The sequence below is a fragment of the Streptomyces sp. NPDC030143 genome (assembly GCF_055573695.1).
Window position 1 is genome coordinate 149,915 of sequence record NZ_JBVIAY010000009.1, and the last position, 21,504, is coordinate 171,418.

12 protein-coding genes and 2 pseudogenes are annotated in these 21,504 nt (G+C 70.0%); 7 read left to right on the plus strand and 7 right to left on the minus strand.

All coding sequences use genetic code 11. From position 1 onward, the window contains the following. The first annotated feature begins 1,101 nt into the window (after window positions 1-1,101). Window positions 1,102-2,324, plus strand: a pseudogene (locus tag ACZ4YY_RS18025) (IS110 family RNA-guided transposase). Window positions 2,325-2,405: 81 nt separating this feature from the next. Here the strand turns inward: ACZ4YY_RS18025 and ACZ4YY_RS18030 are convergent. Beyond that, window positions 2,406-3,113 carry an NAD(P)-dependent oxidoreductase gene (locus ACZ4YY_RS18030; protein WP_468290573.1) on the minus strand — a complete coding sequence of 236 codons (708 nt, stop codon included), beginning with the start codon at window positions 3,111-3,113 and terminating at the stop codon, window positions 2,406-2,408. Between the two features lie 183 nt (window positions 3,114-3,296). Between ACZ4YY_RS18030 and ACZ4YY_RS18035 the strand changes: the two genes are divergently transcribed. Together ACZ4YY_RS18035 and ACZ4YY_RS18040 are read left to right on the plus strand one after the other, a co-directional pair. Then, entirely contained in the window at window positions 3,297-3,944 is a 648-nt protein-coding gene (locus ACZ4YY_RS18035; protein ID WP_468290576.1) for a TetR/AcrR family transcriptional regulator, read from the plus strand. A gap of 115 nt (window positions 3,945-4,059) precedes the next feature. Beyond that, a pseudogene (locus ACZ4YY_RS18040) lies at window positions 4,060-5,352 on the plus strand (glycoside hydrolase family 43 protein); the annotation flags it as partial. Between the two features lie 455 nt (window positions 5,353-5,807). Here the strand turns inward: ACZ4YY_RS18040 and ACZ4YY_RS18045 are convergent. After that, window positions 5,808-7,172 (minus strand): glycoside hydrolase family 43 protein, encoded by a 1,365-nt coding sequence (locus ACZ4YY_RS18045; protein ID WP_468290934.1) that lies wholly within the window; start codon window positions 7,170-7,172, stop codon window positions 5,808-5,810. A gap of 119 nt (window positions 7,173-7,291) precedes the next feature. Next, window positions 7,292-8,938, minus strand: coding sequence for a glycoside hydrolase family 27 protein (locus ACZ4YY_RS18050; protein WP_468290578.1), 1,647 nt, complete (start codon window positions 8,936-8,938; stop codon window positions 7,292-7,294). Window positions 8,939-9,393: 455 nt separating this feature from the next. On the opposite strand from ACZ4YY_RS18050, the gene ACZ4YY_RS18055 reads away from it, so the two are divergent. The 3 genes from ACZ4YY_RS18055 to ACZ4YY_RS18065 all read left to right on the plus strand — a co-directional run bounded on the left by ACZ4YY_RS18055 (window position 9,394) and on the right by ACZ4YY_RS18065 (window position 15,783). Then, on the plus strand, window positions 9,394-11,034 hold the full coding sequence (locus ACZ4YY_RS18055; RefSeq protein WP_468290581.1) for a glycoside hydrolase family 43 protein: 1,641 nt from the start codon (window positions 9,394-9,396) through the stop codon (window positions 11,032-11,034). 55 nt (window positions 11,035-11,089) lie between these two features. Beyond that, entirely contained in the window at window positions 11,090-13,096 is a 2,007-nt protein-coding gene (locus ACZ4YY_RS18060; protein ID WP_468290584.1) for a glycoside hydrolase, read from the plus strand. A gap of 233 nt (window positions 13,097-13,329) precedes the next feature. Then, entirely contained in the window at window positions 13,330-15,783 is a 2,454-nt protein-coding gene (locus tag ACZ4YY_RS18065; RefSeq protein ID WP_468290937.1) for a SpoIIE family protein phosphatase, read from the plus strand. Between the two features lie 420 nt (window positions 15,784-16,203). On the opposite strand, the gene ACZ4YY_RS18070 is transcribed toward ACZ4YY_RS18065, so the two are convergent. The 3 genes from ACZ4YY_RS18070 to ACZ4YY_RS18080 all read right to left on the minus strand — a co-directional run bounded on the left by ACZ4YY_RS18070 (window position 16,204) and on the right by ACZ4YY_RS18080 (window position 18,996). Continuing rightward, window positions 16,204-17,688, minus strand: coding sequence for an RICIN domain-containing protein (locus ACZ4YY_RS18070; RefSeq protein WP_468290587.1), 1,485 nt, complete (start codon window positions 17,686-17,688; stop codon window positions 16,204-16,206). Between the two features lie 217 nt (window positions 17,689-17,905). Then, entirely contained in the window at window positions 17,906-18,181 is a 276-nt protein-coding gene (locus tag ACZ4YY_RS18075) for a hypothetical protein (RefSeq protein WP_468290589.1), read from the minus strand. Further along, entirely contained in the window at window positions 18,178-18,996 is an 819-nt protein-coding gene (locus ACZ4YY_RS18080; RefSeq protein WP_468290592.1) for a phytanoyl-CoA dioxygenase family protein, read from the minus strand. The genes ACZ4YY_RS18075 and ACZ4YY_RS18080 overlap by 4 nt, the downstream gene beginning before the upstream one ends. Before the next feature lie 73 nt (window positions 18,997-19,069). On the opposite strand from ACZ4YY_RS18080, the gene ACZ4YY_RS18085 reads away from it, so the two are divergent. Next, a complete protein-coding gene (locus tag ACZ4YY_RS18085) occupies window positions 19,070-19,864 on the plus strand; it encodes an AraC family transcriptional regulator (RefSeq protein ID WP_468290595.1) in 795 nt (264 codons plus the stop codon). A 285-nt stretch (window positions 19,865-20,149) separates the two neighbouring features. Here ACZ4YY_RS18085 and ACZ4YY_RS18090 read toward each other — a convergent pair whose 3' ends face one another. Next, window positions 20,150-21,328 (minus strand): acyl-CoA dehydrogenase family protein, encoded by a 1,179-nt coding sequence (locus ACZ4YY_RS18090; protein ID WP_468290598.1) that lies wholly within the window; start codon window positions 21,326-21,328, stop codon window positions 20,150-20,152. Window positions 21,329-21,504 lie beyond the last annotated feature (176 nt).

Genomic DNA, 21,504 nt, shown 5'->3' on the forward strand with positions numbered 1-21,504 from the left:
TCCCCTCGTTGACCTTGTCCTTTCCCCCCCCCCCCCCCCTCCTCCCCCCCCCCCCCCCCCCCGCGCCCGGAGAGGGCGAGTACGCGGAGCATGACGAGCACGCACGCCGGGCCGAGTCCGGTCCGGAGTGCGCCGGTTCCACGTACGGCTGGCTATCCGACAGCGGACGACCCCACTCCACGGTGGGCGGCTGCCCGCCCGGACCGAGGAAGCCGAGGGTGGCCGGTACGCGGACGGTGCCGGGCAGGCGCAGGAGGGCGTTGCTCAGGGGCGAAGGCAGCCCCGGGCGGCGGACGGGGACGGAGAAGCCACGAAACGGATCCCCCCGGCAAGCGGCGCGGACGGCGCAGTGAGCGAGGATCGTCGAAGCGCATCGACAGTCGCGGTTTCCCTTACTGGCTGCCGGCGAACACCTGAGTGGCGGGAACTTCCTCGCGCCGGGACTCTTGTCGCGAAACAGGTCCGCTAACTTCACTTCGAAGTGAAGCGCTTCGACACCCCGTCGGGAAGGTCCGTCCCCATGACCGTCCTCATGACGAGGGCGCCGGTTCCCGGCGGGCGGTCGCGCCACCGGACCCACCGCGACGGGCCGGAGCAGTTGCGCCTGCCGGCGCCCATGCCCTAATCCCCATGTACGGACAGTTCAGGTGAGGAGAGCGGCTCCTGGACTGTTCGAACACCGGGGCCCTCACGCCTTGCCCATGCCGGGCTCGCAAGCCTCAGCGGAGAGCGGCGGGCGGTCTGGTGTTCGCTGTGGTGGCGGTCGAGCGGGTGCCGAGCTGACGCCTTGTCGTATACCGGTCGTAGGTATGGCCTCGCACGAGATCGAGCGCGTCTCGGCACCTCCTCGAACCGCCACCGTCAATCACTGCGCCCTTGATCACTCGTTGGTGTTGGTGGTGCGAGCCCGCCCCGCGGTGACCTCCTGATACGCCCGAGCCCTTGAGCTCCTGCATAGACCGAGGCCCGTGGAGTGAGCTGGTGCCACGAACAGCTACTGAGGTGGCGGACCAGCCCTCGCGCTGAGTCCTTGGATCAGGTCGCCGCGTGGTTCCGCATGAGCTCGTGACCAGCGCAAACAGCAACAAGGGGAGGAAGACTGTGATCTACTGCGGCATCGACTGGGCGGAACGCACGCACGACGTCACCCTTGTCGACGACAGCGGCCTGTTACTGGCCAAGCGGCACATCACCGACGACGCAGCGGGATACAAGATCCTGCTGGAGCTGGTGGTCGAGTACGGCGACAGCGAGGAGAACCCGATCCCGGTCGCGATCGAGACCTCCCGGGGCCTGCTCGTCGTGGTGCTGCGGACCGGCAAGCGGCAGGTGTTCGCGATCAATCCGATGGCTGCCGCCCGCTACCGCGACCGGCACTCCGTCTCCCGCAAGAAGTCCGACCCCGGCGACGCCCTCGTGCTCGCGAACATCCTGCGCACCGACATGCACGCCCACCGGCCACTGCCCAATGACAGTGACCTCGGCCGAGCCGTCGCCGTCCTCGCACGCGCTCAGCAGGACTCACTCTGGAACCGGCAGCAGCTGTCCAACCAGCTCCGCTCGCTGCTCCGCGAGTACTACCCGGCCGCCCTGGCCGCCTTCGAGCCCTGGCGCAGCGGTCTGTGCCGGCCCGAGGCCCGGGAGCTTCTGAAGGCGGCCCCGACGCCGTCCCGGGCCGCGCGGCTGCCCCGCACGCAACTGGAGGCCGCACTCAAGCGAGCCGGCCGCAAGCGGGGCATCGTGGCCGAGGCCGAACGGCTCCGGGACGTCTTCCGTGCCGACTACGCGCACCAGCCACCGCTGGTCGAGGACGCGCTGGGCAAGCAGATGCTCGCCATCCTGATCCAGTTGGAAGCCGCATGCACCGCCGCCGACCACTTGGCCGAGGCGGTCGAAGAGGCATTCCCTCAGCACCCGGACGCTGAGATCACCCTCAGCTTCCCCGGCCTCGGCGTCCAGCTCGGCGCCCGGGTGCTCGCCGAGACGACAAGACCCGCTTTGCGGATGCCCGCGGCCTGAAGGCATACGCTGGCGCATCGCCCATCACCCGGGCCTCCGGCAAGAAATCGAGCATCACCAGGCGATGGGTCAAGAACGACCGGCTCAACGCAGTCGGCTACCTCTGGGCCTTCTCCGCCATCACCGCTTCACCCGGCGCCAAGGCCCACTACCGGCGACGGCGCGATGACCACGGCGACTGGCACGCTGCAGCCCAGCGCAACCTCTTCAACCGCATGATCGGACAGCTCTACCACTGCCTCAAGCACCGCAAACTGTTCGATGAACACACTGCGTTCCCTGCTCGGCTCGCCGATGCGGCTTGATGCGATCAAAGGTGCCTTGACATCTCGGTACCCCGTGGGGGGGGAAAGCTCCCCCCCCCACGAGCATGTCGGCTGCGGCCGTCAGTAGCCGATAGTGAAACGGCGCTGGATGAAGCGAGGCAATTCCGCTTCATCGATCAGGGCGATGGCCGCGTCCTCCACCGAGATGCGGCTGCGGCCCTGCGCGTCCAGTACCGGCTGGTCACCACCGATCCTGAAGCGACCGGTGCGCTCCCCGGGGGCGATCTCTTCAGCGGGGCTGAAGTAGGTCCACAGCCGGTTCGAGGTCCGCAGGACGTTGAGGGCATCCCGGTGCCCGCGTACCGCTGCGGCGTACTCGCGGGGCAGACCGATCTGGCTCAGGGCGGTGTACAGCAGCTCGTCGGAGTCGGCGCGCGCCACTCCCGGTTCGATCTCAAGGCTGCCGGCGCCGCCGATCACGATGAGCCGGGTCCGCGGGTGGCCTTCCAAAGCCTTCAGCAGGGCCCGCGCCGCCGTTGCGTAGACGGTGGGGTCGGCGATCGAGCGCCGGACGGTGTCCTCAAAGTCCTTGGCTGCATTGCCCGGCTGGAACCCGCTGATCAGGACGTCGAGGTCAGGCAGGACGTCGACGATGCTCTTCGGGTCCAGGACGTCGACACTCGCCCACGTGACATTGTTCCGGCGTTCCTCGCGCTGCGCCTGAGTGGCGTCACGGCTGAACGCCCTGACTTGGTGACCGCGGTCGAGGGCCTCAGTGACAACCCGGCTGCCGATGGTCCCCGTGGCTCCGATGACTCCGATGTGCATGTTTCTCCCCTGTGCATGCAGACGTGGACGCCACGGAAGTGACGCCGTGCAGAAACTATACGCCGTGTAGTTTCAATACTGGGCTCACTAAGTTGACACTGTAGAGTGCCTGTTGTGACAGTCACGGGTAGCAGGGGAAGGCGCGAGCGGCTACGGGCCCAGACCACGGCCGAAATCAAGAACGTGGCACTGACCTTGATGGCCTCGGGTGGGCCGGACGCCATCACGCTGCGGGCCATTGCCCGCGAGATGGGCATGACCGCCAATGCCATCTACGGTTACTTCGCAACCCGGGACGACCTGGTTACCGCGCTCATCAACGACGTGTACACCTCTTTGGCCGACGCCGTGGACACTGCCTGGGAAGCCACCCCCGCCACGGATCCTGCCCTCCGGATCAAGGCGTGGGCCAACGCCTTCCGGACTTGGGCCCAGGTGAACCCCCAAGGATTCCGGCTCATCTACGGCGATCCTGTTCCCGGCTACCAGGCCCCCGAGAAAGGCCCCGCCCCGGATGCCGCACGCCGGGTCTGCACCGGACTCACCGCACTCGCGGCAGCCGCATGGCCCCACGCCCAGCACCTCTACCAGGACAGTGCCTTCGACTGGTCCGACTTCGATCCCGGGCTCCTCGACAAGGTGCGCCCCGCCTTCCCCGACTTGCCGCCTGCAGCCGTCGCCCTCGCGCTGCGCATCTGGGGGCACCTGCACGGCCTCGTGTCACTGGAGGTCTACGGCCACATGCATACCCAGACCACCAGCCCGGAGAAGCTCTTCCGGGAGGAGCTCACCCAACTCATAAAGACGCTGGGCATCCCGCGCCAGCGCTGAACGTCTGAAGCACCGCAGGCTCCCCGAATGCAGAGCTGGGCATCCGTTCGATTAGCACACGGCATTTGTAACCTTGCTGGCCCCGCAAGTTGACCCCGTACGCGCCTGAGGTGTCTCCTCGGGCGGCATCTACGCCCCCACCCTGCGCCATCACGACGGCCGTTTCTGGTTGATCGTCACCAACTGCAGCAAGGGCGGTGGCAACCTGATCGTCACGGCCACCGACCCGGCCGGACCATGGTCGGATCCGATCCCCGCGCCGGGCGTGCCCGGTATCGATCCCGACCTGGCCTGGGACGAGGACGGCACCTGCTGGTGCACCGTCGCCGGGGTGTCGCAGGTCCGTATCGACCCGTCCACCGGACAGACGTACGGGACTCCGCACCGGCTCTGGTCCGGCGGCCCCGGCGCGAAGGCTCCGGAGGCGCCGCATCTGTACCGGATCGGCGGCTACTGGTACCTGCTCATCGCCGAGGGCGGCACCGAACGCGGCCACGGCGTCTCGATCGCCCGCAGCCGCACCCCCACCGGCCCGTTCGAGCCGTAACCGGCCAACCCGGTCCTCACCCACCGCGGCACCGACCACCCCGTGCAGAACACCGGCCACGCGGACCTGGTCCGGGGGCCCGACGGGTCGTGGTGGATGGTCTTCCTCGGCGTACGGCCGCGCGGCGGCACGCCCGGCTGGCACGTACTCGGCCGGGAGACCTTCCTGGCGCCCGTGACCTGGGAGGACGGCTGGCCGGTCGTCGGCGAGGTCACCCTTGACCTGTCCGCGCTGCCTTGGCCCCTCTCCCCCGCCCCCGCTCCCACCGAGGAACGGCGCGACGACTTCGAGTTCAGCGAACTCGGGCCGGCCTGGATCTCCGTGCGGGACCGCCCCGCCGAGCTCTGCACCACCAAGGAGCGCCCCGGGTGGCTGACGCTCCGCGCGCGGGGTGGCTCCCTGGACGAGCCCGACGTGGTGTTCACCGGCCGCCGCCAGCAGCACCTCACCTGCCGGGCACGCACCCTGATCGACCCGGGGCAGGGGCGCGGCGGCCTCGCCGTCCGGCTGGACGAGCAGCACCACTACGCGATCGAGGCGTCCGGGTCGGACGTACGGGTGATCGCGCGCCTCGGCTCCCTGCGCACGGTCGTGGCCGAACGCTCCGTGCCCGCCGGGCCACTGGTCCTCGCCGTCGCCATCACGGACCCACCGCCTCCGCACGGGCCGTGCACCGGACCCGACGTCGTCACCCTCGGCATCGAACAACCCGACGGCACGTTCACCGAGCTCGCGGTGCTCGACGGCCGCTACCTGTCGACCGAGGTCGCCGGCGGCTTCACCGGCCGCGTCATCGGCATGTACGCGGCTGCGGGAACCGTCCACTTCGACTGGTTCGACTACGAGCCCCTGGACCGCTGAACCGGCCGACTCCCCCCTGTCGCACCGCCAGATGCGGCAGGCGGTGGTGCCTCGTCACCGCCTGACCACGGATCGGACCCTCCCGCGCGGCTCCGGTGGTGACTCGGTCACCGGCACTCGCGTCACAACCGCCTCCTGACCGACGACCGACCGGCCCCTCGCCCTGGTTGCCACCTCGCCGGCAGCCAGGGCACCCGCGGACGTGACGTGACCGGCACCGGGCGCTTGCGTGCCGTCCGGTGCCAGGTCAGCCGTCCGCGGCGACGGTCCTCGCCGCGGACGGCACCACAGAGACAGCCCGTCCACTCAAGTCCAGGCAGCGTGGCCGGACGGCCGGCGGCGCTCCCGGCTCCGATGTCTGCCGAACCACCTGATCACTTCGGTGCACTCGGGTCTGTCGTGGCTCAGCGCCGCGTCGGTTGGTGGGCGTGCGCGAGGACGTGCGTCGCCGCCGGTCACCGCGGTGCCGCCACGGCGGCCGGGGTGAACTGCCACCAGTTCATGTTGAGCAGGTAGCCGCTGCCGCCGGTGAACCGCAGGTAGAGGTCCTGGGTTCCTGCCGCGCCGCCGACCGGGCAGGTCACCGTCGTCCAGGCCTGCCAGCCCCCGGTGTTCGGCACACCGCACCGGCCCACGACCGTCCCGCTCGGCGAACCCAGGCGCAGTTCGACGGTGCCGCCGCCACCGCCCGAGGCCACGCGCGCCGTGAAGGAGGACGCGCCCGGCCCGAAGGCCACGCCCTTGACCTTGAGGTAGTCGCCGTTCTCGATCCAGCCGACGTTCATCCCGCCTTCGCCGGACGGTTCGGTCTCGATCCCGGATCCCCAGGCGAGCGTCTCGGCCTCCTGACGTACGTACGGGTTGAGCGTGCCGACCTGGGGTGCGCCGGTGTTCGTCATGGTGATGATCGGGATCGTGCCGTCGGCGTTGTAGGAGAACCTCTCCACCGCGACCGAGCGGGTGAAGCCACCGCCGCCCGGGAGCGCGCCATTGTGGTAGAAGAAGTACGAATTGCCTTTGAAGTCCACGATCCCGGGGTGGTTGGTGAAGCTGCTGCCCTGGGTGGGCATGACCGTCCCGCGGTAGGTCCATGGCCCGGTCGGGCCGGGTGCCGTGGAGTAGGCGATGAATTCCGAGCAGCATTTGGCCGCGAACACCATGTAGTACAGGCCGTTCCGCTTGTAGACCCAGGGTCCCTCCTCGTACAGGGTGGGACGGTTGGGGTCACCGGTGCGGGTGCCGAACCCCGCGGTGGTGAGCGGGATCCTGCTGACGCCGCCCGAGTAGGAGGTCATGTCGGCGTTCAGCCTGACGTACGACAGATTCGGGTTGCCCCAGTACAGGTAGGCCTGGCCGTCGTCGTCGATGAAGACGGTCGGGTCGATCTCGCCGTTCTCCACCAGCGGACGGCCGAGGGCGTCCCGGAACGGGCCGGTGGGGCTGTCCGCCACCGCCACGCCGATGGCCATCCGGCCGGTCGCCCGGTTCTTCACGGGCACGTACCAGTAGAACCGGCCGTTGCGCTGCACGGCCTGTCCCGCCCAGGCGTCGGCGGACGCCCAGCTGAAGGTGGCCAGGCTGAGCGGGGAGCCGTGGTCGGTCCAGTTGACCATGTCGGCGGAGGACCACACCCTCCAGTCCTTCATGGTGAAGTAGGTGGAACCGTCCTCGTCGTGCCCGGTGTAGAGGTAGACCCGTCCGTTGTGGACCAGCGGGGCCGGATCGGCAGTGTAGACGTGCTGAACGATGGGGTTGTCCGCCCTGGCCGCCGGGGGGTGCACCAGGGCGGGAACGATGGCGAACGCCAGCAGGAGGCCCATGATCAGGGCGACTGCCCTGGTGCGCCTCGTACCGGTGGCGGGTAACGCCAGAGCCGGGATCACCATGGCTTCCCGGGGGCCGGACGGCGGGTGCGCTGTCGGCCGGTGGGCTATGTCCTTCACGTGCGGCTCCACTTCTGGCCGGTCTGGCCGTTGCACGTCCACAGAACCAACGGGGTCCCGTTGGCGGTGCCGGCTCCGTTGACGTCGAGGCACAGCCCGGCACGGACGTTGCGGATCGACCCGTCGGAGCCCACGGTCCACTTCTGGTTGTCCTGGCCGTTGCAGGGCCAGGTGATGACCCGGGTGCCGTTGGTGGTGCCCTGGTTGTAGGCGTCCAGGCACTTGTCGCCGAAGACCCGGATCTCGCCTCCGGCCCACGTGGTCCACAGCTGGTTGGCGGCCGTGTGGCAGTCCCAGATCAGTACGGTGGACCCGGCCGCGGTCGAGGCGTTGTCCACGTCCAGGCAGCGGCCGGACGCGGTGCCGCGCAGCCGCGAGGTCGTGGCGGCCAGCGGACTGCCACCGCTCACCCGGAACACGGCCACGCCGTGCGCGGGGACGCTCGCCGAAATCTGCCCGGATGTGCTGGACGTGCCGCCGGTCCACAGGTCCGTCAGGGTGAACGGCCCACCGGACAGGCCGACCTGGGCGGCCGAGGTGGTGACCGTCGCCGTGCCGCTCCCCCGGTTGAACAGGCCCACGGCGACCGAGCCGTCGGACAGGGGCTTGGCGAACACTTCGGTGCTGCCGTCGTCGCGCACCCTGCGTCCGCCCGCGCCCAGCGAGTCCTGGTTCACCGCAAGCAGGCGGGGGTTGCGCAGGATCGCGCTCACGTCGGCGGACATGGTGCGGATGTCGTTGCCGGCCATGAGCGGGGCCGAGAGCAGCGCCCACAGGGCGAAGTGGGAGCGGGACTCGGTCAGTGACAGACCGGGACGGCCGACGACCAGCATGTCGGGGTCGTTCCAGTGCCCCGGACCCGACTGCGCCGCCAAGGGCGCCGTGACATCCAGGACGTTGCCGACGCCCATCGGGTAGCTGTTGGTGTTGTTGTTCTGCCAGATGTCGAGCAGGTCCTCGGTCGTCCGCCACAGGTCGGCGACCTCACCCCAGTTGTACGTGGCGCCCGTGATGGCGTGGAAGCTGTTGGGGTTGATGCTGTAGACGATCGGCCGCCCGGTGGCGCGCAGGGCGTCGCGCATCAGCGTGAACCGCGCGACCTGCTCGTCGCGAGTGCCGCTGGAGGAGCACCAGTCGTACTTGAGGTAGTCGACGCCCCACGAGGCGAACGTGGCGGCGTCCTGCCTCTCGTGGCCCTTGCTGCCGGTGGACCCCGGGTAGGCGCCGGTGGTCTGTGCGCAGGTGCGTTCGCCCGGCACCTGGTAGATGCCGAACTTCAGGCCCTTGCCGTGGATGTAGTCCCCGAGCGCCTTCATGCCGCTGGGGAACTTGGCCGGATTGGCCCGCAGGTTGCCCGCCGCGTCGCGCTGCGGGTCGAACCAGCAGTCGTCGACGACGACGTACCGGTAGCCGGCGTCCCGCATGCCGGAGGACACCATCGCGTCGGCGGCCTGGCGGACCTGCGTCTCGGTGATCCCGCACCCGAAGCTGTTCCAGCTGTTCCAGCCCAGTGGCGGGGTGAGCGCCGGGCTGCCCGGCGCGGCCGAGGCGGTGGAGTGCGCGGAGGCCGTCACGGACGCGGTGACCGTCAACACGGTGGCCGCGAGGAGGCGGAGCAGTCGTCCGCCTGAGCGTCTGGGCACTGGGACTCCTTGGACGGAAGGGTGCCATGGGCGGAAACCGACAAGAGCAATGTCACGTCCATGACACGACAGAGTGGTTCGAAATTTCGTTACCCATTCGGAAACTCAAGGCTCCACGGATATTAGAGAGGCCACCGAACATGTCAACATCCACTACCGAACTGCCACCACTGGACGGCCGCGAAAGCTAACAAAGGCGACACTTAACTACCCTTCAGGCAATGCACCCGTGAGGACATGGGATCATTTGCTTCGAATGTTTCGAAGCCACACACGATTCGTGCGAGAGGTATTGACGGGGTTCACCGGCCTCTTATCATCCAGAGAGCTCGACACATCAACCCGTGTTCGACATCCCGTATACAGAGCAGCCGCTCCGCACGAACCGAGCAGGGCACCTCCGGACCACTCCAACCATCGCGGCTGGGCCACCGAAGGAGACGCCACCCGTGCAAATGTCATGGACTGATCAAAACCTGTCCCGTCGTCGCGCTCTGACGGCCGCCGGTGGCCTGGCCGCCGCTGCCCTGGTTCCTCCGACAGCGGCCCCCGGTACCGCCTCCGCCGCCGCCCGAGTGCCGACCTCCGCCACCGCGGCGGCCTACACGAACCCGGTGATCTGGCAGGACTTCGCGGACATCGACGTCATCCGTGTCGGCGACACCTACTACGCCTCGGCCTCGACGATGCACTACTCGCCGGGCGCGCCCGTCCTGCGGTCGTACGACCTGGTGAACTGGGAGATCGCCGGTCACTCGGTGCCCGTGCTCGACTTCGGCGCCAAGTACGACCTGAACGGCGCCCGGGGCTACGTGAGGGGAATCTGGGCGTCGTCACTGGCCTACCGGCCGAGCAACAGGACCTTCTACTGGCTCGGCCAGATCGACTTCGCCCGGACGTACATCTACACCGCCACCGCCGTCGAAGGGCCGTGGAACAGGCTGACGACGATCAGCACGCCCTACTACGACGCGGGGCTGCTCGTCGACAGCGACGACACCCTCTACGTGGCGTACGGCAACACCACCATCAACGTGGCCCAGCTCTCGCCCGACGGCCGCACCCAGGTCCGCACCCAGCAGGTGTTCACGACACCGTCGAGCGTCGGCACCCTCGAAGGGGCCCGCTTCTACAAGATCAACGGGCGGTACTACATCTTCCTGACCCGCCCCGCGAACGGCCAGTACATCCTGAAGTCGTCGGGCGGCCCCTTCGGTCCGTACACGATGCGGCAGGTCCTCCTCGACCTGCGCGGGCCGATCCCCGGCGGCGGTGTCCCGCACCAGGGCGGGCTGGTGCAGACGCAGAGCGGCGCCTGGTACTACATGGCCTTCGTCGACGCGTACCCCGGCGGCCGGATGCCCGCCCTGGCACCCGTCACCTGGACGTCGGACGGCTGGCCCGTCGTGCAACTCGTCAACGGCGCATGGGGCACCTCGTATCCCAGTCCGGCCGTGCCCACCCCACCCCGCCAGGTGACCCCCATGACCGGCCCCGACACCTTCGACGGCACGAGCCTCAAGCCGAGGTGGGAGTGGAACCACAACCCGGACAACACCAAGTGGTCGGTCGGCAACGGGCTGACCCTGCGGACCGCGACCGTCACCAGGGACCTCTACTCGGCCCGCAACACCCTGACGCACCGTATCCAGGGCCCCACATCCACCGCCACGATCCAGCTCGACCACTCCGGGATGCGGGACGGCGACCGGGCCGGACTCGCGCTGCTGCGTGACTCCTCCGCCTGGATCGGCGTCAAGCGCGACGGTGGCGTCCCCCGGCTGGTGATGGTCAACGGGCTGACCATGGACGGCAACTGGAACACCACCGGCACCGGCACCGAGGCCGCGAGCGCGGCCGTCCCGGGCAGCCGCGTCTGGTTGCGCGCGACCGCGGACATCCGTCCCGGCACCGGACGCCTCGGCACCTTCTCCTACAGCACCGACGGCACCACCTTCACCCGCCTCGGACCCGCCTTCCCCCTGGGCAACGACTGGCGGTTCTTCATGGGCTACCGATTCGCCCTCTTCAACCACGCCACGCAGGCACTCGGCGGCGCGGTCCGCGTCACGCGGTTCGAGCTGTCCACGCCCTGACGAGGTTCACCGATCGCACCACGCAACCCCCCACCCACCCCCCACGAGGAGAACCATGAGTGCGCTGAAACGGCTCGGCTTCCGCCGGGCCTCGGTCCTGGGCCTGGTGGCCGCGACCGTCCTGGTGACTCCCGGGACCGCGACCGGCACGCCCGACGCCGCCCGGGCCTCCACGCTGGGCGCCCAGGCGGCCCAGTCCGGACGGTACTTCGGCACCGCCGTGGCCGCGGGCCGGCTCGGTGACACGACGTACACGAGGATCCTGGACCGTGAGTTCAACTCGGTCACGCCCGAGAACGAGATGAAGTGGGACACGACCGAGCCGTCCCGCGGCTCGTTCAACTTCGGCCCCGCCGACCAGATCGCCAACCGCGCGCAGGCCCGCGGTCAGCGCCTGCGCGGCCACACCCTGGTCTGGCACTCCCAACTGCCCGGCTGGGTCAGCTCCATCAGGGACGCGAACACCCTGCGCGGCGTGATGAACAACCACATCACCACCGTGATGAACCGCTACAAGGGCCGGATCCACTCCTGGGACGTGGTCAACGAGGCCTTCGCCGACGGCCCCAGCGGCCAGCTCCGCAGTTCGGTCTTCCGGGACGTGCTGGGCAACGGCTTCATCGAGCAGGCGTTCCGCACGGCCCGGACGGCCGATCCGGCGGCCAAGCTCTGCTACAACGACTACAACATCGAGGACTGGAACGCGGCCAAGACCCAGGGTGTCTACCGCCTGGTCCGCGACTTCAAGGCGCGCGGCGTGCCCATCGACTGCGTCGGGCTCCAGGCGCACTTCGGCACCGGCGGCCCGCCCGCCAGCTTCCAGAGCACGCTGTCGAACTTCGCCGCCCTCGGCGTGGACGTCCAGATCACCGAACTGGACATCGCGCAGGCGTCACCGACCGCGTACGCGAACACGGTCAGGGCCTGCATGAACGTCGCGCGCTGCACCGGCATCACGGTCTGGGGCATCCGGGACAGCGACTCCTGGCGGGCCTCGGAGAACCCGCTGCTGTTCGACCGCAACGGCAACAAGAAGGCCGCGTACAACCCCGTGCTGACCACACTGGGCGGCACGCCCGCCGCCACCCGCAGCGCCACCGACGCCGCCGCTCTGCCCAGCCGATTCTCGTGGAGCTCCAGCGGCCAGCTGATCTCGCCGAAGCCGGACTCGACCCACAACATCGCCGGGATCAAGGACCCGACGGTCGTCCAGTACAACGGCAAGTACCACGTGTTCGCGAGCGTCGCCAGCTCCTCCGGCTACAACCTGGTCTACCTGAACTTCAGCGACTGGTCCCAGGCCGGGTCGGCCACGCACCACTACCTCGACCGCACCGCCATCGGGTCCGGTTACCGGGCCGCGCCGCAGGTGTTCTACTACGCGCCGCAACGCCTGTGGTACCTCGTGTACCAGACCGGCAACGCCTCCTACTCCACCAACCCCGACATCAACAACCCGAACGGGTGGAGCGCGCCCCGTCACTTCTACTCGTCGATGCCCGACATCATCCGGCAGAACATCGGCAACGGCCACTGGGTCGACATGTGGGTGATCTGCGACAGCGCCAACTGCTACCTGTTCTCCTCCGACGACAACGGACACCTGTACCGCTCGCGGACGAGCGTCGGCCAGTTCCCCAACGGCTTCACCGACACCGTCATCGCGGCCCAGGACTCCAAGTACGCCCTGTTCGAGGCGAGCAACGTGTACAAGGTGCAGGGCAGTAACCAGTACCTGCTCCTCGTCGAAGCCATCGGATCGGACGGCCGGCGCTACTTCCGCTCCTGGACGACGAGCAGCCTCGGCGGGTCCTGGACGCCCCTGGCCGCGTCCGAGAGCAACCCGTTCGCACGGGCCAACAACGTCTCCTTCCCCTCGGGCGCCTGGACCCGGGACATCAGCCACGGCGAGATGATCCGTGCCGGCTACGACCAGACGCTCACGATCCCCGCGTGCCGGCTCCAGTACCTCTACCAGGGCATGAACCCCAACGCGGGCGGCGACTACAACCGCCTCCCTTGGCGGCTCGGCCTCCTGACCCAGACCAACGCGACCTGCTGACCGACCATGCCGCGGGGAGCGCTTCCGACGGGAGCGCTCCCCCGTGTGCGCGCTGCGGCTGCTGTCGGGGGGTGCCGAAAGCCCCCGGCCCCGGTCGCTCCGGCACCCGGCACCCGGCACCCGAAGACACCGACCGGCGCGCCGTGGAGCGGGGGCCGATCTAGGCTGGAGGGAGCCGCTGGAAACCAGCCCTGACGGGCCCGGCTGTCCGGACGGAGGCGTGGCGCGTGGAGATGGACGGCAAGCGGGACTCCCCCACGGCCGTGGCCGTGGTGGACCCGGAAGGCAGGGTGAGCGGCTGGAGCGAGGGGGGCCGGCTGCTGCTGGGCTGGACAGCGCAGGACGCGGTCGGGCGCCCCGTGACGGATCTGCTGGTCGATCCCGCGCCGCCCGGCTTCCCCGAGGGCTACGGCGTCGGCCCCGACCCCACGGGGTTCATCCCCCTGCGCCACCGGGACGGCTCCACGGTGGACGCCGTGGTCACCGTTTACCCGCTGTTCGGCCCCGACGGGCGGGCACTGGGTCACGTGATGACCGTCCAGCGGTGGGGACGCCGCCCGGTGATCGCCGACCGGGCCTTCGAGCAGTCCCCCTTCGCTCTGGGCGTCTACGACCCCGAGCTGCGGTTCCTGTGGATCAACGCCTCCTCGGGCCGGGTGATCGCGCACTCCGAGGAGCAGGTGCTCGGTAAGCACTACCGCGAGGTGCTTCCCGAATTCGACCGCGCGCTGTATCCCGAAAGGGACGACAAGCCCTACACCGACGCGCTCGCCGAGGTGGCGAGGACGGGCGAGGCCACCCGTCTGATCACCGTCTTCCGCCCTCGCGGCAGTGACTACGCCAATGCCTGGGCCACCAGCATCTGGCCCGTCCGGGATGCCGAGGGCACGGTCCGAGCGATCGCCAACTGGGGATTCGACATGAGCGCCGAGTACTGGGCTCGGCAACGCCTGCTCATCCTCAACAAGGCCAGCGCCGGCATCGGCCGGACACTCGACGTGATCGGCACCGCCCAGGAACTGGCCATGACCCCGGTGCCGAGATTCGTCGACCTCGTCAGCGTGGATCTCTTCGGCGAGGTGCTGCGCGGCGAGGAACCGCCCTCCGTCTCCGCGTTCGACCCCGACGAGACGATCACGCTCAGCCGTGCCGCCCAGCACAGCGCGAAGGAGGGCACCGACGCGGCTGCCGGGCCCACAACGCCGGTCAGTCACCCTGCCGACTCCGTCGCCGCCCGCTGCATGGCCACCGGCAGGTCCACGGTCGAGCTCGCCGCGGAGCCCGGACAGGGCGGCGAGTGGGCCTTCGGGCCCGGGCTCGCCGCCGACCCGGCCCACTGGCCACCGGGCAACCCGGTGATCAACGAGTCCATCGCGGCGGACGGGCTGACGGGGCGGATCACCGTGCCGCTCCGGGCGCGCGGCGCACTCCTCGGCGTCGTCGCCTTCTCCCGTCTCGACCGGCCCGAGGCCTTCACCGCCGACGACCTGATCCTCGCCGAAGAGCTGACCGCCAAGGCAGCCGTCGCCATCGACAACGCCCGCCGGTACTCACGCGAGCGCACGACCGCGCTGACCCTGCAACGCAGCCTGCTGCCTCAGGGACTGCCGATCCAGGAGGCGGTGGAGGTGGCATCCCGCTACCTGCCCGGCGGGACCGGCACGGAAGTGGGCGGTGACTGGTTCGACGTCATTCCGCTGTCCGGCGCCCGGGTCGCACTGGTCGTCGGTGATGTCGTCGGCCACGGCCTGCACGCCTCGGCCAGCATGGGCCGGCTGCGTACGGCGGTCCGCACCCTCGCCGACGTCGACCTACCGCCGGACGAGCTGATGACCCACCTGGACGACCTCGTCCTCCACCTCGCCAGCGACCTCCAGCCCACCGGCCACTTCCAGCCGACCGGCGAGACCGGGGCCACCTGCCTGTACGCCGTCTACGACCCTGTCTCCCGGCGCTTGACACTGGCGAGTGCCGGCCATCCCCTGCCGCTGATCATCTCCCCGGACGGCACCAGGACCCCGGTCTCCGCCCAGCCGGGACCCCCGCTCGGCATCGGTGGTCTGCCGTTCGAGGCCACCGAGCTCGAACTGCCGGAGGGCAGCCTGCTCGCCCTCTACACCGACGGACTGGTGGAGAGCCGCGAGCGCGACGTAGACCAGCGGACCACCGAACTGCAGCGCGCCCTGGACCCCTCGGCCGCCTCGCTGGAGGCCCTGTGCGACACGGTGATGGACGCGATGCTTCCCGAACGGCGCACCGATGACGCGGCCCTGCTGCTCGTTCGCACTCATGCGCTGGATCCCCACCACGTCGCCGACTGGGACGTCGAGCCCGACACCGCGCAGGTGCCGCGCGTCAGGAAGTTCGCCGTCGACCAGGTGGACGCCTGGGGCCTGGAGGAGGCGGCGTTCGTCACCGAGCTGGTCGTCAGCGAGCTGGTCACCAATGCCATCAGATACGGCGAGCCACCGATCCGGCTCCGGTTGATCCGCGACACCTCCCTGATCTGCGAGGTCTCCGACTCCAGCAACACAGCCCCGCACCTGCGCCGGGCGCGCACCTTCGACGAGGGCGGCCGGGGGCTGCTGCTCGTCGCCCAGCTCACCCAGGGCTGGGGCACCCGGCACACGACCAACGGCAAGACGATCTGGTGCGCGCAGACCCTCCCCGAGACTGCGCCCCACTGAGATCGAGACCGCGGACCGTCGCTGGTCCCGCGCGCCGGCACGTCGACGGCACCGCAGGTCCGGTGCGGGAGCCCGCCGCCCCGGAGGGGCCGGCACCACCGGCCGACGAGGCCCGGTCGCCGCGGGGGACGGCCCCCCGGAGCGTTGTCCCGGGCAGCCGGTCGTCGCCGTCGTCCCGCGGTGCGCGCCACGACGACGCACTGCGCAGGGCGAGCGCGGGCGACGGGCGCACTGCTCCGCGGGCACGAGCAGGGGGCCCGCCGCCGCGCGGGCAGGCCCCGCCCGACCTCCGGCCGAGGCCGTCGAGGCCGACCCCCGGGCGGCACTCAGGGGTCGGCCTTCACCACCGTCGGGTGAGCCGCACCGTTCCGGGAGTCGGATGTCCCTGGTCGGACCCCGTGACGCTCTCGGTCGGTGCCGTCACCAGCCCGTCGGCAGACCGGCGACGAACGAGGTGAGCCGGTCGGCGATGAGTCGGTCGTCGTGGGCCGAGTAGTGCCAGTCGCAGCCGAGGAAGTCCAGGCCCGAGTCGTCGAGGAACCAGTAGCGGACCCGGCTGTCGCCGGCGTCGTTGCGCGCCTTGACCACCTGCTGGACGTGGCCGGCGTACCGGCCGGCGCCGACCGCCACGATGGTCGTGTCGGCCCCGTAGCGCGACCGCAGCTTCTGGATGAAGTCGCCGTAGGCGGTGCGGTAGCCGGCCGCGAGGCTGTCGGACGTCCACGGCTCACCGGGGTTGATGGCGGTCGAGAAGTCGTTGGTGCCGAGGTTGACCACCACGACCTGGGGGCGCCAGGTGCCCGGGTTCTGCCAGACGTCGCCGGGCACGTTCAGCAGGGCACGGTCGTAGAAGGTCCGGTAGGTGACGTCCGGGGATCCTCCGTTGTAGTTGCGGACCATGCCCAGGCCCGAGTAGCCGTTGATCTGGTAGTCGGCGTTCAGTTGCCGGGCGGTGAGGGCGCCGTAGCTCACGTCGGCGTTGGTGGTCCGCTTGACCTGGTCCCCGGTGCAGGTGCGGGAGGTCGAGAGGTTGCCGTAGCCCACCGTGAGGGAGTCGCCGATGAACTCGATCTGTCGGTTGCGGGCGGCCGGCTTGCTCAGTACGGCACCTCCGGGCGCGGCGACGAAGCCTCCGAACGTGCTGGTGTCCCATGGGGTGTCGTTGCGCTTGACGAGACGGACGGTGTGCGTGCTGTTGGACAGGCCGTTGATCCAGTGCGTGGTGTTGCCGGGCGTGACGAGCGTGGCGACGGTGGATCCGTCGATCCGGACGTCGTAGTCGGCGGCCGAATCGTTGAGCACGATGCCCACACCGGTGCCGCTGACGCGGCCCTCGAAGTACACGCCGGGCCAGCTGAACTGCACCGTGTTCCCGGCGTCCTTGACCCGTCCCGCGATGTGCGCCTGCGCCGCCACTCCCGTCGTGCGGACCAGTTGCCACTGCTGGTTGGCCCCGCCCCGGTCGGTGAACTGCACGACCTTGGCGCCGTCCGCGGTGGAGGCGTTCTGCACCTCGACGGCCTTGCCGCTGTTGCGGTTGATCAGCCGGACGTAACCGTCCGAAGAGTCGGCCAGCCGGAACTGCTGGTTGGTGCCATTGGCGTCGCTCCACTGCACGATGCCCGCGTGGTCGGCGGTGGAGTAGTTGAGGACATCCAGCACCTTGCCGGAGTGCAGCGCCCTCAACCGGTAGTGGCCACCACCCGAATCGACGAACTGGAACCGCTGGTTGGCCCCGTCGTGGCGGCTCCACTGCGACAGGACCGCCCCGTCGGCGGTGCTCGCGCCCGCCACGTCGAGCACCTTGCCGCTGCCACGGTTGACCAGCACGTACGACGCGCTCGGATCCACGGTGGCCGCCTGCGCCGTCCCGACGGTACCCAAGGCACTCACAAGCGCCGCCATCAAGGCGGTCACCGCGGCGAGCACCCCCGTGCGCCTCCCGTGCCTCCGCCACCGAACCTCGAATGTCATCTGCATGCCCTTCATCGGTGTCTCCTTCACTGAGTGCGTCAGCGCGATTCCCTCGGGGCACCCCCGGGGCGGAGCCCGGCCGCGTCGGGATCCGGTCCGTCGACCGGCACTGCCGTCGCAGGTCACCGGCAGCAGTTCCGGCGCCGGGTCAGGGGAGGGAGCCGTCCGCCACCTTCTCGAAGAAGAACTCGTGCTTGAGGAAGGAGACGTCGTACTCGTGACCGGACTGGGGCGGCAGCAGTTGGGAGGCCTGGAACAGGCGCCACCCGTCGTGCAGCGCGGCAAGCCCTGTGGGGTAGGGCGGCTCGTCACCGTCACCGGTCGTCGGACGGGTCCGGCCGGTCCCGTCGTACCGGGACCAGCCGACGACGTCGGAGTCCAGCGCCGACGTCGCGAGATAGAGGACAAGAACCTGCTGCCTCATGCGTGACTCCTCAGGGTCGGCCGGTTGCTGACGCGCGTGACCCAGTACTCGACATCGAACGAGTCGTCACCGGTCAGGGCCCGCCACAGCAGGACCCGGTTGTAGATCTCCAGTCGGCCCGTGGCCCACTCGTACCAGGGGAAGTACGTATTGAGTTCCGCGGTCACCGCCGGGTCGTGCAGGTCGGAGACGTCCCACAGACGCACCTGCGGCACGGTCGGGTTGAGGCGGATCTTGTACATGAAGCGACGGTGCGCGGTGTCGTTGCGGCGGCCACTGTGCCAGATGCCGTGGTGCACGAGAACGACGGTGCCGGCCGGGCAGGTGAGACGGGTCTGCCCCCTGAGGTTCTGGACGCGGCCGACGTCCGTCTCGTTGATCCTGCGCAGATGGCTGCCCGGCACGCTGAGGGTGCCGCCCATCTCGGCGGTCACCTCGTGCGGGTAGTACATGAGCTGAATGTCGAACGCGTCCGGCCGCACGTCGATGATCGCGTCACCGTGGAGCGGCTGCGCCTGTCCCTCGTGCGGCTCGCGCACATGAACGGCATGGTGGTCGACGGTCGGCTCGGGGCCGACCAGGCTCTCGACAGCACCTGCGACGACCGGCAGGGCGAGCAGCTCGTGGACGAAGGTGTCCTGCGCGAACGCCCCGTCCAGCGGAGTGCCGTAGGCCACGTCCGGCAGGCCCTCGGCCAGGGCCGCGACGGCCCGTTCGTTGATCTCCTGCGGCACCACCCCGTCCAGGCGCAGGAACCCCTGCGCGACGAAGCGCGCCACCTGAACCGATGTCAGGAGTTGCTTGCTGGTTGACATGCGACGAACGTACGTGCCCCGTCCGGATCGGTCGTGGGCTGAAATCGTCCAGTGCTGGTAGTTTTCCATCCTCGTGAAACACGCGACACTGCGGCTCGACGAGGCGCCCACCGTGGTCGCCGCCGGCATCGGGGTACACGGCGTCTCCACCGCCCACGACGTCTTCCGACTGCCCGACCTGTGGCAGCTGCACCTCTACCACTACGACGGTGCTCTGTCCCTCGGGCAGACGGTCCACCCCATACGCCCCGGCCACGTCAGCCTGGTGCCGCCGAACACGGAGGTGCGCTTCCACTACCGGGGCAGGTCGGAGCACTTCTACGTCCATCTGCGGCTGCACGACGGCGGAACCGCGCGGGTGGTGCCGGTGATGCAGGACGCCGCGGCCGAGAGCACCCGCCTGGCCGACCTGCTCCGTCATGCGGTGACGGCCATGCCGACTTCTCCCCCGCGAGCCACGGCCGAGGTCTGGACCGCTCTGTGGCGCATCGCCGAGTTGCCGAGGGGCGAGGGAGCCGGGCGCCGCCACCCCTTCGTGGCAGCCGCCCAGGCCTACGTCGAGGAACACCTGGCCGGCCCGCTGTCCGTGCCGGACATCGCTCGCGCCGTCGGAATCTCCCACACACATCTGACCCGCGTGTTCCGCGCCGAGACCGGCCTCACGGTCGTGTCGTACATCCGGCACCGACGCCTGCAACGCGCCCGCCACCTCCTGTTGTCCTCCACCCTGTCCATCACCGCCATCGCCGCTGCCGTGGGCATCGCCGATCTCCAGACCTTCAACAAGGCCTGCCGCCGTGAACTCGGCGCGAGCCCGCGTGACGTACGTGCGGCTGCCCCTGCGGGGCCGGACGGCCCGGGACCGTGAGGGTGCCGACGGACGGCTGCCTCCCGCCCAGCGGGGCGCGTACGAGGCCGGCGCTGCCCCGGACCCTTCGACCTGAGCGCGGCCGGGAACTCGGCGAGGCCGCGGCGCGCCGCACCGGCCGACGGCGTCGATCGCCGTGCCGGCGCGCGCGGCAGGCGCCGGCGGAGTCGGCCGGCTCGAGCCCGTACCTCCTGCTCACCGCCCCGGGGTGCAGACGCGAGCCGTAGCACCGGCGGCGCTTCCCGCGGGGCTCGGGGCGCATGGAGATGTCGGTCACACGGCGGGCTATCGCCGGACCCGCGGCATCCCCAGGCCGATCCAGGAGATGATCTCCCGCTGGATCTCGTTGTTGCCGCCGCCGAAGGTGAAGATCACGGCGGAGCGGTAGCCGCGTTCGAGTTCGCCGTGCAGGACCTGCCCGGCGGAGCCCTCCTGGAGCGCGCCCGGCGCCGCGACGACCTCCATCAGCCAGGCGTAGGCCTCGCGGCGCGCCTCGGAGCCGTAGACCTTGACGGCGGAGGCGTCCTGGGGGGTGAGGGTGCCGTTCTGCAGGGCGCCGACCATCTGCCAGTTGAGCAGTTTCAGGGCGTCGAGCCGCACGTGTGTCTGCGCGAGCCGGCGGCGCACCCAGGGCAGGTCGATCACCCGGCGGCCGTCGGCGAGCTTCGTCCCGGTCGCCCAGCGCTGGACGTCGTGCAGCGCGCGGATCGCCATGGTGCCGTGGGCGGCGAGGGTGACGCGCTCGTGGTTGAGCTGGTTGGTGATCAGCCGCCACCCCTCGTTCTCGGCGCCGACGCGGTGGGAGACGGGGACGCGGACGTTCTCGTAGTAGCTGGCGGTGGTGTCGTGGGAGGCGAGGGTGCGGATGACCGTGCAGGAGTAGCCGGGGTCGGTGGTCGGTACCAGCAGCATGCTGATGCCCCGGTGCGGTGGGGCGTCCGGGTCGGTGCGGACCGCGAGCCAGACCCAGTCGGCGGTGTCGCCGTTCGTCGTCCAGATCTTCTGGCCGTTGACGACGTAGTGGTCGCCGTCGCGCACCGAGCGGGTCTTCAGGGCGGCGAGATCGGTGCCCGCGTCGGGTTCGCTGTAGCCGATGGCGAAGTCGATCTCGCCGGAGAGGATCCGCGGCAGGAAGAAGGCCTTCTGCTCGTCCGTGCCGTAGCGCATGATCGTCGGACCGACGGTGTTGAGCGCCATCAGCGGCAGGGGGACGCCGGCCTGGGCGGCCTCGTCGAAGAACACGAACTGCTCGATCGGGGTCAGCCCGCGGCCGCCGTACTCCTCGGGCCAGCCCACGCCCAGCCAGCCGTCCGCGCCGAGCCGGCGGATGGTCGCCCGGTAGAAGCGTTTGGCGGCGACGGGGTCGGCGTGCCGGGCGTAGGCGTTGTCCGGCACCAACGCGGCGAAGTACGCGCGCAGTTCGTTGCGCAGCCGCAGCTGCTCGGGGGTGTGGTCGAGGTGCACGGCGCCTCCTGGCTTCCCAAGGCCGGTCTCCTGACGGCGCACACCGTAGAACGTGTTCCAGAAATTGGGAATGGCGGAGGCAGGTGCGCTCGCCGTCCCGGCCGAGTGCGAGTGCGCTTGCGCCGTCCCGGCCGAGCGCGGCCGGCACCGTCCGTGCCTGGCGGCCCTCCCTCGTC

Coding starts and splice junctions, on each gene's coding strand:
- ACZ4YY_RS18055 (WP_468290581.1), top strand. CDS start 9,394: ATGTCATGGACTGATCAAAACCTGTCCCGTCGTCGCGCTCTGACGGCC.
- ACZ4YY_RS18065 (WP_468290937.1), top strand. CDS start 13,330: ATGGACGGCAAGCGGGACTCCCCCACGGCCGTGGCCGTGGTGGACCCG.
- ACZ4YY_RS18060 (WP_468290584.1), top strand. CDS start 11,090: ATGAGTGCGCTGAAACGGCTCGGCTTCCGCCGGGCCTCGGTCCTGGGC.
- ACZ4YY_RS18045 (WP_468290934.1), bottom strand. CDS start 7,172: ATGGGCCTCCTGCTGGCGTTCGCCATCGTTCCCGCCCTGGTGCACCCC.
- ACZ4YY_RS18030 (WP_468290573.1), bottom strand. CDS start 3,113: ATGCACATCGGAGTCATCGGAGCCACGGGGACCATCGGCAGCCGGGTT.
- ACZ4YY_RS18075 (WP_468290589.1), bottom strand. CDS start 18,181: ATGAGGCAGCAGGTTCTTGTCCTCTATCTCGCGACGTCGGCGCTGGAC.
- ACZ4YY_RS18070 (WP_468290587.1), bottom strand. CDS start 17,688: ATGGCGGCGCTTGTGAGTGCCTTGGGTACCGTCGGGACGGCGCAGGCG.
- ACZ4YY_RS18080 (WP_468290592.1), bottom strand. CDS start 18,996: ATGTCAACCAGCAAGCAACTCCTGACATCGGTTCAGGTGGCGCGCTTC.